Raw genomic sequence first — 15205 nt, forward strand, 5'->3', positions numbered from 1 at the left:
AGCCGCCGCCGGCTGGGTTTTTTCTTCAGAAATCTAGATTTATTGGGAAAAATCTAAATTCCAACGGGATCCTACACGCTTACGCGTCGATGTTGCCCGCCGACAGCGCGTTGCGTTCAATAAACGCGCGGCGCGGTTCGACGTCGTCGCCCATCAGGGTCGTGAAGACTTCGTCCGCCGCGATGGCGTCTTCGATCTGCACGCGCAACAGGCGGCGCACCTTCGGGTCCATCGTGGTTTCCCACAGCTGTTCCGGGTTCATTTCGCCCAGACCCTTGTAGCGCTGCTTGGAGATGCTGCGGTCGGCTTCGCTGCGCAACCACTGCATGGCTTCACGGAAGTCGGAGACGACCTGTTCCTTGCGCTTGTCGCCTTCGCCGCGCGCGGCCAGCGAACGCGGGCCGACCTTGCCCAGGAAGCTCTTGGCCGCCTTGGACAGGGTGGTGTAGTCGGTGCCGTTGATGAAGTCAGCGTCGATGATGCTGACGCGCACGTTGCCGTGGTGCATGCGCTGGACCGACAGGCGGTGGCGTTCGGTGGCTTCATCGAACTGCGGAACCACGTCCACGCCATTGCCGCTGACCGGGTCACGCATGGCGTCGGCCAGGCGCTTGGCGGAATCCGCCGTGGACTCGGCCGTTTCCAGGTTGATCTCGACGCCTTCGGCCATGGCCGACAGCGCGCCCACGTCGAACACCTTCGACAGGCGCGCGATGACGCCGTCGGCCGCCACGTACTGGCTGGCCAGATCGGTCAGCTCTTCGCCACGGATGATGTTGCCGCCGGAGATGATCTCGGCGTCTTTCAGCGCCAGTTGCAGCATGAACTGCGCTTCTTCCTGGTCGTCCTTCAGATACCGTTCTTCGCGGCCAACCTTGACCTTGTACAGCGGCGGCTGCGCGATATACACGTAGCCGCGCTGCACCAGCTCAGGCATCTGGCGATACAGCAGCGTCAGCAGCAGGGTGCGGATGTGCGCGCCGTCCACGTCCGCGTCAGTCATGATGATCAGGCGGTGGTAGCGCAGCTTTTCGACGTTGAAATCGGGACCGATGCTGGTGCCCAGCGCGGTGATCAGCGTGGCGATCTGTTCGCTGGCGATCAGGCGGTCAAAGCGCGCCTTTTCCACGTTCAGCACCTTGCCGCGCAGCGGCAGGATGGCCTGGAACTTGCGGTCGCGGCCTTGCTTGGCCGAGCCGCCTGCGGAGTCACCCTCGACGATGTACAGCTCGCACAGCGCCGGATCTTTTTCCTGGCAGTCGGCCAGCTTGCCGGGCAGGCCGGCGCCTTCCAGCACGCTCTTGCGACGCGTCATTTCGCGCGCCTTGCGGGCGGCTTCGCGGGCGCGGGCGGCTTCGACGATCTTGTTGCACAACGCCTTGGCGTCGTTCGGGTTTTCAAGCAGCCAGCTTTCCAGCGTGCGCGCCACGGCTTCTTCGACGGCCGGACGCACTTCGCTGGACACCAGCTTGTCTTTGGTCTGGCTGCTGAACTTGGGCTCGGGCACCTTCACCGACAACACGCAGGCCAGGCCTTCGCGCATGTCGTCGCCGGACGTTTCGACCTTGGCCTTCTTGGCCAGTTCGTTATCGGCGATGTACTTGTTGATGATGCGGGTCATCGCGGCGCGCAGGCCGGTCAGGTGCGAACCGCCGTCACGCTGCGGGATGTTGTTGGTGAAGCACAGCACGCTTTCGCTGTAGCTGTCATTCCACTGCATCGCCACTTCCACGCCCACCGACACGCCACCGGCGGCCGATTCGGTGCTGACCGAAAACACGTTCGGGTGCAGCACGGTCTTGGCGCGGTTGATGTATTCGACAAAGCCCTTCACGCCGCCGGAGAACGCGAAGTTCTCTTCCTTGCCCTGGCGCTGGTCGACCAGGCGGATCTTCACGCCGTTGTTCAGGAACGAGAGCTCGCGCAAACGCTTGGAGAGGATCTCGTAGTGGTATTCGATGTTGTTGAAGATGATCGGGTCGGCCAGGAAGCGCACTTCCGTGCCCCGCATGTCCGTCGTGCCCGTCACAGCCAGGGGCGCCACGCGCGCGCCTTGGCGGAATTCCATCTGGTGCACCTGGCCGTTGCGGCGGATGGTCAGGCGCAGCCACTCGGACAGGGCGTTCACGCAAGACACGCCCACGCCGTGCAGGCCGCCAGACACCTTGTACGAGTTCTGGTCGAACTTGCCGCCAGCGTGCAGTTCGGTCATGACGATTTCTGCCGCGCTGCGGTGGAATTCGTCGTCCTTGTGGATATCCGTGGGGATGCCGCGGCCGTTGTCGGTGACCGAGATCGAGTTGTCGGTGTGGATCGTGACGACGATGTCGTCGCAATGGCCAGCCAGGGCTTCGTCGATGGCGTTGTCCACCACTTCGAACACCATATGGTGCAAGCCGGTGCCGTCGGACGTGTCGCCGATGTACATGCCGGGGCGCTTGCGCACGGCCTCCAGCCCCTTGAGCATCTTGATCGAGTCAGCGCCGTAGCCGCTGTTCTCGGAAGTGGTGTTCTGCTGATCTGACATGTCTGTATCGATAACGCTTTAAAGAACGGCCTGGCGGCCGGACCGCCCGCGAGCCATCAGGCCCGCAAGCGGCACAAACCCACAAAAGGGGCGCGGATCAAATCCGCATGGGCATGACGACGTACTTGAACTGGTCGTCTTCGGGCAGGGTGATGAGCGCCGACGCGTTGGCGTCGGGCATGACCGACCACTGGATGCTGTCGACTTTCACGTTGGCCAGCACATCAAGCAAATAGCCCACGTTAAAGCCCACGTCCAGTGCTTCGTGGCCGTAGTCGATGTCGATTTCTTCCTGCGCTTCTTCCTGCTCGGCGTTGGAAGACGAGATCTTCATCTGGTTCTGCGCCAACTGCAGGCGCACGCCCTTGAACTTGTCCGTGGTCAGGATGGCGGCGCGCTGCAAGCTGCCTTGGAGCGCTTCGCGGCCCACCATGAAATGGCGCGTGTAATTCGTGGGAATCACACGCGTGAAATCGGGGAACTTGCCTTCGACCAGCTTGGACACCAGTTCGACGTCGCCAAAGCGGAAGCGAATCTGGCCCGGCGCCACATCGATGGAGACCACCTCGTCGGAGTCTTCCAGCAGGCGCTGCATTTCCAGCACGGTCTTGCGGGGCACGATCACTTCGTGGCGTTCGGCGATGCCGTCGGCTTCGGTCGAGCAATGCGCCAGGCGGTGGCCATCGGTGGCGACGGCGCGCACACGACCCGGTTCAAACACCAGCAGCATGCCGTTCAGGTAATAACGGATGTCTTGTTGCGCCATGGCGAAGTGCACCATGTTGAACAGATGACGCAGCGTGCGTTGCGGCATGGTCAGCGAGACGTCCCATTGCTCGGGCTGCGCCACGGTGGGGAACTCGCTGGCGGCCAGCGTCTGCAACGCGAAGCGGCTCTTGGCCGACTGCACCGACAACTTGTTGCTGGCCAGCGCCAGACGCACGTCGCCGGTATCCGGCAGCGCTTTCAGGATGTCGAGCAGCTTGCGCGCGGCAACCGTGGTGGACTCGTTGTCCTGGCCCACGCCGAAGTCGGCATGCGTGGTGATCTGTACTTCCAGGTCGGTCGCAATGAAGGCAACCTTGTTGCCTTCCTTGCGCATCAGGATGTTCGCAAGAATGGGCAGGGTATGGCGTCTTTCGACGATGCCCGCCACAGTCGACAGCGGTTTCAGCAATGCATCGCGTGTGGTTTGTACGAGTTGCATGTTCATCCTTTTAGAGTTTGTTCCAACACGTGCAGGGTATGGTTGAGCTCCGCTTGCTTTGCGCGGGCGTCGGAAATCTTGCGTACGGCATGCAGCACCGTGGTGTGATCGCGCCCCCCGAACAGATCACCGATTTCCGGCAGGCTTTTCTGCGTCAGCTCCTTGGCCAGATACATCGCCACCTGGCGCGGCAAGGCGATATTGGCGGGCCGGCGTTTCGAGTACATGTCCGCGACCTTGATCTTGTAGAAATCCGCCACCGTCTTCTGGATGTTTTCTACCGTGATCTGGCCGTTGGACACGGACAGCAGGTCCTTCAGGGCTTCCTTGCAGACATCGACCGTCAGCACGTCGCGGCCGTGGAAGCGGGCATAGGCCAGCACCTTGCGCAGCGCGCCTTCCAGCTCGCGCACGTTGCTGCGCAGATGCTTGGCGATGAAGAAGGCCACTTCCTCGGGCATGGGCACGCCTTCGGATTCCGCCTTGCGCAGCAGGATCGCCACGCGCATTTCCAGCTCCGGCGGCTCGATCGCCACCGTCAGGCCGGAGTCAAAGCGCGAGATCAGGCGGCTGTCGATGCCAGACAGTTCCTTCGGATACGTATCGCTGGTGATGATGATCTGCTTGCGCTGGGCCACCATCGCTTCGAACGCGTAGAAGAATTCTTCCTGCGTGCGGTTCTTGCCGGAGAAGAACTGGATGTCATCGATCAGCAGCAAGTCCAGCGAATGGTAGTAGCGCTTGAAGTCATCGAACGCCTTGCGCTGGTACGCCTTGACCACGTCGGACACGTATTGGTCCGCATGCACGTAGCGCACGCGCACGCCGGTGCCGGCGGCGACCATGGCGTTGCCGATGGCGTGGATCAGGTGAGTCTTGCCCAGGCCCACGCCGCCATACAGGAACAGCGGGTTATAGGACGTACCGGGGTTCTCGGCCACCTGCAACGCCGCGGCGCGCGCGAGCTGGTTCGCCTTACCCGTCACGAAGTTCTCGAAGGTGAGATCCGTATTCAGGCGCGAACGCTCGTACACGATGTTGGCGGCGTCGGCGTTGACCGCCTGCGCAGCAACCGTGGTGGCGGGCGGGGGAGGGGCGGCCGAAGCCGGGGCCTGCATGGGCGGCGCGCCGCCAGCGGGCTGTGCAGCGGACAGGTGCGATTGATCGGGCTGCGGTGCACGCACGGGCGCGACCGGCATGCGCGGGGCGGCTCCATGAGAAGGCAACTCGAACAAGACCTGTACCGGTCGCTTGAACCACTCCGCGGCCAACGCTTCGATCTGGTGGGAAAAGTTCTTACGCACCCAATCCAGCTTGAAGCGGTTGGGCGCGGCAACGCGCAGCACCGCCTGCGTTTCGTCGTACGCAAGCGGGACCAGCGGTCGTATCCACGCGCTGATTTGTTGGGGGGGGAGTTCCTGCTCAAGACGACTGACGCAGGTCTGCCAGAATTCTTTCATGTCGTTCTTATTCAAACCTCGATTCTACCTTGCCTGGGCTGGGGTTATCCACAGGGTAGGACATAAGCGTCTACACTGCCCGGGCTTAACTGTTTGACAAGACAGGGAAAACTTGCTGAAATGGTGGGCTTTTCCGAATTCTGTCTGTCAGAAGGTTTCACAGAGAGCTTAGCCGGAGTTGTAGCAAGCACCCTGCCTTTCATAGGTTTGGGCGTTTACTGCACTGTCCGGTTTTTAGCTTTGCTGAATAGGTCGCCTGGGGAGAAATCCCTTGTCCAGAGCCCCGTCTATGCGTTGTTTTTTGCACCTGTTGCAAAAATGCTCACTAGATACCCGCTTCTGAATCCGCGACCTGGAACCCTCCGGGCAGGTCCCTTCTGACTTTTGTTCTTTTTGTGGATCGTCCATGAAACGTACCTACCAACCTTCCGTCACCCGCCGCAAGCGCACCCATGGCTTTCGCGTGCGCATGAAAACCCGCGCTGGCCGCGCCATCCTGAACGCCCGCCGCGCCAAGGGCCGCAAGCGTCTGGCTGTCTAAGTTCTGGTTTTCCGGTTTTTCCGGAAACCTGACTATTTGCACGGACCGGCCATATTGCAAGACCTCTCGCAATCTCGTTCTGGTTCCGCGCAAACGCCTGACCCGCAGTCCATGCCGCGCTCCACGCTTCCCCCGGAGGCGCGGTTGCATCGCCCCTCCGAGTTCGCCGCTGCCCTGAAAGGCCGGCGTCTTGCTCGAGGGGCGTTATTCATTGTGACTTCGGCTCCCAATGATCTGCCCCCCGGCCAGGATCCCTGTGCCCGCCTGGGGCTGATCATCGCCAAGCGCTTCGCCGCCCACGCCAGTACGCGCAACGCCATCAAGCGGGTCATCCGCGAAGCGTTCCGCCATCGGCGTCTGGCGTTGCCGGCCAAGGATTACGTCGTGCGTTTGCATAGCAAAGTCGCGCCTGCTTCCCTGACCTCGCTGAAACGCTTGGTCAGAACCGAAGTGGACGCTCACTTTGAGCGGATCGCGCGATGATCTTTAAAGCACTGCTCATTCTTCCGATCCGGTTCTACAGGTTCTTCCTGAGTCCCTGGATCGGCAGGCAGTGCCGCTTTACTCCCACTTGCTCGGCGTACGCGATTGAAGCAATCGAACGCCATGGCGCCTGGCGCGGCTTTTGGTTGGCGGTCCGGCGCATTGGCCGTTGCCATCCGTGGTCGCCCGGAGGCTGGGATCCGGTTCCGCAGCACAAGGGAACCAATGGCCCCTCTTGCTGTTCCCACAGCCACCGCACCGAGCACGATTGACGCTAAACTGGCGGGCTTTGCTGGCCCGTATTCACTTCAGTAGGCACCATGGATATCCGACGAACCGTCCTCTGGATGATTTTTTCCTTTTCGCTGTTGCTCCTATGGAACAACTGGCAAATCCATAACGGCAAGCCGTCGCTGTTCGGGGGCCCGACGCCCGCGGCCAGCACGGCTGAACCGCAGGCCGGCGCCAATAACGCCACGCCTTCGGTGCCCAGCGCGCCCACGACCACGGCCACTGCGCCGTCGGCGGTTCCTGGCGCCACCGCACCCGCTGCCGCGCGTTCGGAAGAAGTCGTCGTCACCACCGACGTGTTGCGCCTGACGTTCGACACCATGGGCGCCCAACTGGTGCGCGCCGAGCTGCTGAAGTACCCGGCAACCGGCCAGCCCGACAAGCCCACCGTGCTGCTGGACCGTTCGGCCGGCCTGAACTACGTCGTGCAGTCCGGCGTGGTCGGCGCGCCCAATGGCCAAAGCTTCCCCACGCATCAGACGCCTTTCCGCGTCACGTCCTCCGAACGCCAGCTGACCGGCGACAACCTGGTCGTGTCCTTCGAAGGCGAGTCCGGCGGCGTCAAGGTCACCAAGACGTTCACCCTGCACAAGGGCCGCTACGACATCGACGTGCGCCACGACCTGGCCAACGTCGGCTCCGCTCCCGTCACGCCCGCGCTGTACCTGCAGCTCGAACGCGACGGCAACGACCCGGCCGACACGTCCAGCTTCTATCACACGTTCACCGGTTTCGCCGTCTACTCCGAACAGGACAAGTTCCAGAAGAGCACGTTCAGCGACATCGAGAAGAAGAAGGCCAACTACATCAAGCAGGCTGACAACGGCTGGATCGCCGTCGTGCAGCACTACTTCGCCACCGCCTGGGTTCCGCCGCAAGGCAAGCCGCGCACGAACGAACTGCTGGAAGTGCAGAAGAACCTGTACGCCGCCCGCAGCATCGAAGCCGTCGGCGAAATCGCCCCGGGTTCCGCCTCGCGTGTCGATTCGCATCTGTGGGTCGGCCCGCAAGACCAGAAGGCCATGGCGGCGCTCGCCCCGGGCCTGGAACTGGTGGTGGACTACGGTTGGCTGACCATCATCGCCAAGCCGCTGTTCACGCTGATGACGTGGCTGCACTCGTTGCTCGGCAACTGGGGCTGGACCATCGTTGCGCTGACCGTGCTGATCAAGGCCATCTTCTTCCCGCTGGCCGCCGCGAGCTACCGCTCGATGGCCCGCATGAAGCAAGTGGCCCCGCGCCTGCAAGCGTTGAAGGAAAAGTACGGCGACGACAAGCAGAAGCTCAACGCCGCCATGATGGAGATGTACCGCACCGAAAAGATCAACCCGCTGGGCGGCTGCTTGCCGATGGTGGTGCAGATCCCGGTGTTCATCTCGCTGTACTGGGTGCTGCTGGCCAGCGTGGAAATGCGCGGCGCGCCGTGGATTCTGTGGGTCCATGACCTGTCCATCCGCGACCCGTACTTCATTCTGCCCGCCATCATGATGGCCACCATGTTCCTGCAGATCAAACTGAACCCGACGCCCCCGGATCCCATCCAGGCCAAGGTCATGATGATCATGCCGCTGGTGTTTGGCGGGATGATGTTCTTCTTCCCGGCCGGCCTGGTGCTGTACTGGTGCGTGAACAACACCTTGTCGATCGCGCAGCAGTGGTCCATCACCCGCTCCATGCAGCGCAAGACCGAGGCCGCGGCAAATCGGTGAATCCGATAAGCCTCGCGCTTGAAGTCTGAAAGACCGGCCCTCGCGGCCGGTTTTTTTTGCCCGTGCGATATGCCCGCGCTGGCTGGACGAATCGAGCATCAGGCGAATATCGATAGATTTTAATAATCGATAAACCAAGATCAATCAACTTCCCAAACGCAACCTTGGTCCCTATGATGTGTCCCAGATACTGCCTCGCGCTCGCCGCAGGGCAGTATTCCCGACACGGCGCGGGCCCGGCACGGCGCGCGCCTTCCTGACTTACGAACGGAGTGTGCGCTATGACCGACAAGAAGAATCTGACCACCGCCTCAGGCGCGCCGGTGGCAGACAACAACAACACGCTCACAGCCGGCCCGCGCGGCCCCGCGCTGTTGCAAGACTTCTGGCTGATTGAAAAACTGGCCCACTTCGACCGCGAACGTATTCCCGAACGCGTCGTCCACGCCAAAGGCTCCGGCGCCTACGGCACCTTCACCGTCACCCACGATATCTCGCGCTATACCCGCGCCAGCATCTTTTCGCAGATCGGCAAGCAGACCCCGCTGTTCCTGCGCTTTTCGACCGTCGCCGGCGAGCGCGGCGCGGCGGACGCCGAACGCGACGTGCGCGGCTTCGCCATCAAGTTCTACACCGACGAAGGCAATTGGGACCTGGTGGGCAACAACACCCCCGTCTTCTTCATCCGCGACCCGCTGAAGTTTCCCGACTTTATCCACACCCAGAAGCGCGACCCCAAGACGAATCTGCGCAGCGCCACCGCCGCATGGGATTTCTGGTCTCTCAGCCCCGAATCGCTGCACCAGGTCACCATCCTGATGAGCGACCGCGGCATTCCGGCCAACCTGCGCCAGCAGCATGGTTTTGGCTCGCACACGTTCAGCTTCGTCAACAAGGACGGCGAACGCTTCTACGTGAAGTTCCACTTCAAGTCGCAGCAGGGCGTCGTCTGTATGACCGACGAGCAAGCTGCCCAGGTGGTGGCGCATGACCGCGAAAGCTCGCAGCGCGATCTGTTCGAGAACATCGAGCAGAAGAACTTCCCCAATTGGACGCTGAAGGTGCAGATCATGCCCGAGGCCGAAGCCGCCACGTATCACATCAACCCGTTCGACCTGACCAAGGTCTGGCCGCACGGCGACTACCCGCTGATTGAAGTGGGCGTGCTGGAATTGAACAAGAACCCCGAGAACTATTTCGCCGAGGTCGAGCAAGCCGCGTTCACGCCGGCCAACGTCGTGCCGGGCATCGATTTCTCGCCGGACAAGATGCTGCAAGGGCGCTTGTTCTCGTATGGCGACACGCACCGCTATCGCCTGGGCATCAATCACCATCAGATCCCCGTGAACGCGCCTCGCTGCCCGTTCCACAGCTATCACCGCGACGGCGCGGGCCGTGTCGACGGCAACGTGGGCGGCACGCTGAACTACGAGCCCAACAGCGCCGGCGAATGGAAAGAGACCCCGTCGGCCGGCGAACCCCCGCAGGCGCTGGACGGCCAGGCGGCGGCGCGATGGAACCATCGCGTGGACGACGACTATTACTCGCAGCCCGGCAATCTGTTCCGCCTGATGACGCCTGAGAAACAGGAGCTGCTGTTCGGCAACATCGGCCGTCACATGGCTGGCGTGCCGGAAGAGATTCAACGCCGTCAGCTGGAACACTTCAAAAAGGCGGACCCGGCCTATGCGGCGGGCGTGGCCAAGGCGCTGGGCCTGACGCTGTAAGGCGCGCACGGCATAGCGCGACAAGAGGGCGGTTCCTGGCGGAGCCGCCCTTTTTTCAGCGCTGCATTCCCCAGCGCCGCACCGTCAAACGCTCCAACGTATCGAATGCCAGGTTTTCCACAAGCAGGCCAATGACCACCACGGCGGCCAGGCCGGCGAACACCCGATCTGTGTATAACTCGTTGCGGTTCTGGAAGATGTACCAGCCCAGCCCGCCTTTGCCGCTGGAAGCGCCAAACACCAGCTCGGCGGCGATCAACGTGCGCCACGCGAAAGCCCAGCCGATCTTCAAGCCCGCCAGAATTGCCGGCAGCGCAGCCGGCACCAGTATCTGAAGCACATACCGCAACCCCGTCAGGCCGTAGTTGCGGCCGGCCATGCGCAGCGTTTCCGATACGCCCAGAAAGCCCGCATACATGTTCAGCGCCAGCGCCCACAGCACGGAATGGATCAGCACGAACACCAGGCTGCCTTCGCCCAAGCCAAACCACAGCAGCGCCAGAGGCAGCAGCGCGATGGCGGGCAGGGGGTTGAACATGGCGGTCAAGGTGGACAGCAGATCACGGCCAAAGCGGGTCGATACCGCCAGCGTGGTCAGCGCGAACGCCAGGGCCACGCCGGCCAGATACCCCTGCACCAGCACCCGTAGCGACTGCGAAGCGCGCGCCAGCAGTTCACCGTTGGCGATGCCCTGTACAAAGGCCTGCGCCGTTTGCCACGCGCCGGGCAGCAGCAGGTCGTTGTCGGTGTAACGCGCCGCCAACTCCCACAAGCCCGCCAGCAGCGCCAGGATAAACAGCTTGCGCAACGCGGCGTGCTGCCACAGGCGCTCTTGCCACGGCAGCGGCGTCTGCGCAGCTTGCGGGGGCAGGGGCGATAAGTCGTATTCGAACTCCGGCCGCACGGGCGGGACGGTGGCATAGCGGGTAGTCATCGGATGCCCTCAAGCCGCCGCGCGCTCGGCCACGGCGGGCGAGGGGGATTCGAACAACAGATCATGGATACGGCGCGCCGCAGCCTGGAACCCGGCGGAGCCCTGCGTCTGCAAGCCATACGCGTGCGCGTTCAACTCCGCCCGCACCCGTCCGGGGTGCGGCGACAGCAACAGCACGCGACTGCCCAGCACCAGCGCCTCTTCAATCGAATGCGTGACGAACAGCAAGGTAAAGCGCACCTCTTCCCATAACGCCATCAGCTCTTCCTGCATGCGTCGCCGAGTCAGCGCATCCAGCGCGGCGAAAGGCTCGTCCATCAACAGCACGCGCGGCTGCATGGCAAGCGCGCGCGCGATCGCCACGCGTTGCTTCATGCCGCCCGACAGCGTGTGCGGATAGGCATCTGCAAACGCGGCCAGGCCGACCTTGTCCAGATAGTGCATCGCGCGTTCATCCGCTTCGCGCCGGCCTAATCTGCGCGAGGCCAGCAAAGGAAACGCCACGTTCTGCCGCAAGGTCTTCCAGGGCGGCAGTTGGTCGAATTCTTGAAAGACGACGATCCGGTCAGGTCCCGGGCCGGTCACCGTGCTGCCATCGACGGCAATGCGGCCTTCGGTAGGCGGCATGAACCCCGCCACGGCTTTGAGCAGCGTCGACTTCCCGCAGCCAGACGGCCCCAACAGGATGAAACGGTCCGCGCCATAGACGTCAAAACTGACTTCGTGCGTGGCCCGCACGCGAGTTTCACGCGTCTTATATTCGATTGTCACCTTATCCACAGCCAGCAAAGGAGCCGTCCTGGAAATGTTATCCACAGGGCCTGCGGCGATGGCCGACATGTCAGCTTCCTTGCGCGGTCAGCGCGTCGTCAAAGAAGTAGTCGCGCCAACTGGCGGGCGCATTCTTGATGGCGCCCACCTGATGCATGAACCGGGCCAGCGCATAGGTGTTCTGCGGTTCCAGCTTGAATTGCACATCGGGATTCTTGATGACCTTGATCAGGAAGTCACGGTCCTGCTTGGCGCCAGTCACGCGCAAATACGTATCGGCGGCCTTGTCGGGATGGGCGGCGGCAAACTCGGCCGCCTCTTTCAGCGCAGCCTGGAAAGCCTTGTAGGTCTTCGGGTTGTCGCGGCGGAATTTTTCGGTGGCGAACAGCACCGTGGAAGAACTCGGGCCCCCCAGCACGTCATAGGAATTGAGCACGATGCGGGCGTTGGGATTGTCGGCCAACTCCTGTTCCTGGAAAGGCGGATTGCCGAAATGGCCCGTGATTTCGGTGCCCCCCGCGATGATGGCGGCGGCAGCATCAGGATGCGGCAGCGCGACGGAGATCCTGTCCAGCTTGTTGAACTGGGCGTCGCCCCACAGCTTGGCCGAGGCCAGCTGCAATACGCGTGACTGCACCGAGACGCCCACGGCCGGGACCGCGATGCGGTCCTTGTCGGTGAAGTCCGCAATGGTCTTCACGTTGGGGTTATTGGTGACGAGGTAATAGGGAAAGTTGCCCAGCGACGCCACGCCCTTCACGTTCTGCTTGCCGCGCGTGCGATCCCAGATCGTCAGCAGCGGCCCCACGCCCGCCCCCGCGATATCCACAGCCCCCGACAGCAACGCGTCGTTCACCGCCGAGCCGCCGGACAGCTTTGCCCACTCGACCGAGATATCCACACCCTCGGCCTTGCCGTGCTTTTCGATCAGTTGCTGGTCGCGCGCCACGTTCAGCAGCAGGTACACGATGCCGTACTGTTCCGCGATGCGGATGCGTCCTTCGGCCATGGCGGGCGTGGGCGAGGCCAGCGCCAACAAGCCCAGGATCAGCGCCAGGCCAGCGCCGGTGGCCGTTTGGATCAGACGATCCCGAAGTGCGGATGACAGTCGCATGGTGTTCCTTGTGGATAAGTGCTTTGGCGTCGAAGACAGTGCGTTCTCAGAACGGCACGTCGCCTTCGATGGTGGTGCGATAGAGCTTGCGGCGCAGGTGGTCCGGCGTGCCGCCCGCCAGATGGATCAGCGAACGGTTGTCCCAGAACACCAGGTCGTGGGGCTGCCAGCGATGCCGGTAGATGTGTTCGGCACGCACGCTGTGCGCGAACAATTCCGCCAACAGCGCGCGGCTTTCGTCTTCGGGCATGCCCACGATGTGCGTCGTGAATCCTTCGCTCACGAACAACGCGCGACGGCCATTTTCGGGATGCGTGCGCACCACGGGATGGACCACCTCGCGCACCTGCGCGATCTGCTGCGCGCTCAGGTTGGGCCGCCAGTTGCCTTCCTTTTGCAGTTGCCCGTACTGCGCCAGATACGAATGCACCGCGCGCTTGCCGACGACGGCATTGCGCAGCGCTGCGGGCAGCGTGTCGTAGGCCAGGTGCATGTTGGCGAACAGCGTATCGCCGCCTTCCGAGGGCAGCTCCTGCGCGTGCAGCAGCGAGCCCAGGCTGGGCAATTCCTTGTACGAAATATCCGAATGCCAGTACTTGCCCGCGTCGCCCAAGCCAATCGGCTTGCCGTCCTCGACGATGTTGGACACCGTCAGGATCTCGGGATGGCCCGCCAGATGAAACTGGTGCAAAACGTGGATCATCAGCGGGCCGAAGCGGCGGCTGAAATCGATATGTTGGCGCGGCGTGATGCGCTGATCTCGGAACACCAGCAGGTGATGATCCAGATGCGCCTGATGCACGCGAGAGAAATCCGCCGCCGTCAGCTCACGCGACAAGTCCAGGCCGATGATCTCGGCGCCGACCGGGCCGGGCAGGGGGTTGATGTCGAATGACTGCGCCTGGGGCGCGGGGGCGGCGTCGACTTCGCGCCGCAAGGCGTTGCTTTGGGACATTGATCGCTCCGTGTTGCCTTGCGGCCTATCTGGAACGATCGATTATGGAAACCGCGACTGCGATATCAAACGAAGTTATCGGCGTTTGATCAAAGCCTTACGTCATATAGAAGAAGCCGCGAGGCAAACGCTCGCGGCTTCATGCGGCATATCTATTAGCAAATAGCCGATCGGTTATTGCAAGCCGTTCAGGCGGCCGGCAAATAGGCTTCGACCAGCTTCACCCAGTAGGTCGCCCCCACCGGCAACAGCGCGTCGTTGAAATCGTAGTTCGGGTTATGCAGCTGGCACGGACCCATGCCGTGATAGCTTTCCATGCGATGGTCGCCGTCGCCATTGCCCAGGAACAGATACGCGCCGGGAATGGCTTCCAGGAAGAACGAAAAGTCTTCCGCGCCCATGAAAGGCGGCATTTCCCGCACCACGTTTTCGGCGCCGAAGGCATCCTCGGCAACCTTGGCGGCGAAGGCCGTTTCGTTTTCCCAGTTCACCAGCGGCGGGTACGCCCGCACGAAATCCAGTTCGCCCGTGCCGCCATAGACCTGCGGCAGGGTCGTCGCGATGCGGCGCATGTCCGCCTCGATCTTGTCCAGTGTTTCCACGGAATAGGTACGCACGGTGCCGCGCAACACGGCCTCGCCGGGAATCACGTTGTACGCATCGCCTGCATGGATCTGCGTAATCGACAGCACCGCCTGGTCCAGGGGATTCTTGCTGCGCGAGATGACGGTCTGCAGCGCATGCACCATATCGGCCGCCACGATGATGGGATCGACCGATGCGTGGGGTTGAGCCGCGTGGCCGCCCACACCCTTGATCACGATGTCCCAGCGGTTGCTGGAGGCCATGGTCGGCCCCGCCCGAAAGCCAAACTGGTTGACCGGCATGCCGGGCATGTTGTGGATGCCGAACACCGCGTCGCACGGGAATTTATCGAACAGGCCGTCTTGCATCATCGCGCGCGCGCCGGCGTTGCCGCCTTCCTCGGCCGGCTGGAAAATGAACACAACCGTACCATCGAAATTGCGATGCGTGGACAGGTACTGCGCCGCGCCCAGCAGCATCGCGGTATGCCCATCATGGCCACAGCCATGCATGCGGCCGCTGATCGTGGACTTGTGCGCAAAGCGGTTGTGCTCGGGCATGGGCAGCGCATCCATGTCGGCGCGCAGGCCAATCGTCTTCTTGCCGCTACCGCCGCGCAACACGCCGACTACACCGGTTTTGCCCAAGCCGGTGTGCACCTCAAGGCCCCAATCGCGCAAGCGCTGCGCCACCAGGTTGGACGTGCGGGTTTCCTGAAAGGCCAGTTCCGGGTGGGCGTGAATATCCCGTCGCAGCGCGGTCAATTCGCCGTGCGCGCGTTCGATTTCGTCTATGGTTTTCATGGCGTTCGAGTCAAGAAGAGTGGATCGGGTGAGGACACGCGGCAGCTTGCGCGCGCGGGGGTTTCGCTTTCTTGTCGGATGATTCTCGCGCTTCGCTC

At 62.6% G+C, this 15205-nt stretch carries 13 protein-coding genes; 5 read left to right on the forward strand and 8 right to left on the reverse strand.

The window, feature by feature from the left end:
- Positions 1–79: 79 nt before the first annotated feature.
- From gyrB to dnaA, 3 genes are all read right to left on the reverse strand, one after another.
- Positions 80–2527, reverse strand: a complete 2448-nt coding sequence (gene gyrB / locus API01S_RS22830) for a DNA topoisomerase (ATP-hydrolyzing) subunit B (RefSeq protein WP_050728348.1) — start codon at positions 2525–2527, stop codon at positions 80–82.
- A 97-nt stretch (positions 2528–2624) separates the two neighbouring features.
- Positions 2625–3734 carry a DNA polymerase III subunit beta gene (gene dnaN / locus API01S_RS22835; protein WP_039883733.1) on the reverse strand — a complete coding sequence of 370 codons (1110 nt, stop codon included), beginning with the start codon at positions 3732–3734 and terminating at the stop codon, positions 2625–2627.
- A 2-nt stretch (positions 3735–3736) separates the two neighbouring features.
- Positions 3737–5194: a chromosomal replication initiator protein DnaA gene (gene dnaA, locus API01S_RS22840; protein WP_006216628.1), complete on the reverse strand. Its 1458-nt coding sequence runs from the start codon at positions 5192–5194 to the stop codon at positions 3737–3739.
- Between the two features lie 406 nt (positions 5195–5600).
- Between dnaA and rpmH the strand changes: the two genes are divergently transcribed.
- From rpmH to API01S_RS22860, 5 genes are all read left to right on the forward strand, one after another.
- Positions 5601–5735, forward strand: a complete 135-nt coding sequence (gene rpmH, locus API01S_RS22845) for a 50S ribosomal protein L34 (protein WP_003816025.1) — start codon at positions 5601–5603, stop codon at positions 5733–5735.
- 111 nt (positions 5736–5846) lie between these two features.
- A complete protein-coding gene (locus API01S_RS22850) occupies positions 5847–6218 on the forward strand; it encodes a ribonuclease P protein component (RefSeq protein WP_006216624.1) in 372 nt (123 codons plus the stop codon).
- Positions 6218–6490, forward strand: coding sequence for a membrane protein insertion efficiency factor YidD (gene yidD / locus API01S_RS28955; protein ID WP_081451588.1), 273 nt, complete (start codon positions 6218–6220; stop codon positions 6488–6490). Before API01S_RS22850 ends, yidD begins: the two co-directional genes overlap by 1 nt.
- 48 nt (positions 6491–6538) lie before the next feature.
- Positions 6539–8218, forward strand: coding sequence for a membrane protein insertase YidC (gene yidC, locus API01S_RS22855; RefSeq protein WP_006216623.1), 1680 nt, complete (start codon positions 6539–6541; stop codon positions 8216–8218).
- Between the two features lie 281 nt (positions 8219–8499).
- Positions 8500–9945 carry a catalase gene (locus API01S_RS22860; protein WP_061306201.1) on the forward strand — a complete coding sequence of 482 codons (1446 nt, stop codon included), beginning with the start codon at positions 8500–8502 and terminating at the stop codon, positions 9943–9945.
- Positions 9946–10000: 55 nt separating this feature from the next.
- Here API01S_RS22860 and API01S_RS22865 read toward each other — a convergent pair whose 3' ends face one another.
- The 5 genes from API01S_RS22865 to API01S_RS22885 form a co-directional block, all read right to left on the reverse strand.
- Positions 10001–10879: an ABC transporter permease gene (locus API01S_RS22865; protein ID WP_050728351.1), complete on the reverse strand. Its 879-nt coding sequence runs from the start codon at positions 10877–10879 to the stop codon at positions 10001–10003.
- 9 nt (positions 10880–10888) lie between these two features.
- Complete coding sequence (locus API01S_RS22870) at positions 10889–11719, reverse strand: ABC transporter ATP-binding protein (protein ID WP_061306202.1); 831 nt, start codon at positions 11717–11719, stop codon at positions 10889–10891.
- A gap of 1 nt (position 11720) precedes the next feature.
- On the reverse strand, positions 11721–12764 hold the full coding sequence (locus API01S_RS22875; protein WP_061306203.1) for an ABC transporter substrate-binding protein: 1044 nt from the start codon (positions 12762–12764) through the stop codon (positions 11721–11723).
- Between the two features lie 46 nt (positions 12765–12810).
- The gene (locus API01S_RS22880; RefSeq protein WP_061306204.1) at positions 12811–13719 is read right to left on the reverse strand and encodes a TauD/TfdA dioxygenase family protein; all 909 of its coding nucleotides are present in this window, start codon (positions 13717–13719) and stop codon (positions 12811–12813) included.
- Positions 13720–13907: 188 nt separating this feature from the next.
- Positions 13908–15107 carry a M20 aminoacylase family protein gene (locus API01S_RS22885; protein ID WP_050728353.1) on the reverse strand — a complete coding sequence of 400 codons (1200 nt, stop codon included), beginning with the start codon at positions 15105–15107 and terminating at the stop codon, positions 13908–13910.
- Between the last annotated feature and the right edge of the window lie 98 nt (positions 15108–15205).

This window comes from Achromobacter piechaudii NBRC 102461, from assembly GCF_001571245.1.
GTDB lineage: Bacteria > Pseudomonadota > Gammaproteobacteria > Burkholderiales > Burkholderiaceae_B > Achromobacter > Achromobacter piechaudii.

Excerpts from the sequence above, each read along its gene's own strand:
- gyrB (WP_050728348.1), bottom strand. The coding sequence starts at position 2,527 with ATGTCAGATCAGCAGAACACCACTTCCGAGAACAGCGGCTACGGCGCT.
- dnaN (WP_039883733.1), bottom strand. The coding sequence starts at position 3,734 with ATGCAACTCGTACAAACCACACGCGATGCATTGCTGAAACCGCTGTCG.
- dnaA (WP_006216628.1), bottom strand. The coding sequence starts at position 5,194 with ATGAAAGAATTCTGGCAGACCTGCGTCAGTCGTCTTGAGCAGGAACTC.
- rpmH (WP_003816025.1), top strand. The coding sequence starts at position 5,601 with ATGAAACGTACCTACCAACCTTCCGTCACCCGCCGCAAGCGCACCCAT.
- API01S_RS22850 (WP_006216624.1), top strand. The coding sequence starts at position 5,847 with ATGCCGCGCTCCACGCTTCCCCCGGAGGCGCGGTTGCATCGCCCCTCC.
- yidC (WP_006216623.1), top strand. The coding sequence starts at position 6,539 with ATGGATATCCGACGAACCGTCCTCTGGATGATTTTTTCCTTTTCGCTG.
- API01S_RS22860 (WP_061306201.1), top strand. The coding sequence starts at position 8,500 with ATGACCGACAAGAAGAATCTGACCACCGCCTCAGGCGCGCCGGTGGCA.
- API01S_RS22865 (WP_050728351.1), bottom strand. The coding sequence starts at position 10,879 with ATGACTACCCGCTATGCCACCGTCCCGCCCGTGCGGCCGGAGTTCGAA.
- API01S_RS22870 (WP_061306202.1), bottom strand. The coding sequence starts at position 11,719 with ATGTCGGCCATCGCCGCAGGCCCTGTGGATAACATTTCCAGGACGGCT.
- API01S_RS22875 (WP_061306203.1), bottom strand. The coding sequence starts at position 12,764 with ATGCGACTGTCATCCGCACTTCGGGATCGTCTGATCCAAACGGCCACC.
- API01S_RS22880 (WP_061306204.1), bottom strand. The coding sequence starts at position 13,719 with ATGTCCCAAAGCAACGCCTTGCGGCGCGAAGTCGACGCCGCCCCCGCG.
- API01S_RS22885 (WP_050728353.1), bottom strand. The coding sequence starts at position 15,107 with ATGAAAACCATAGACGAAATCGAACGCGCGCACGGCGAATTGACCGCG.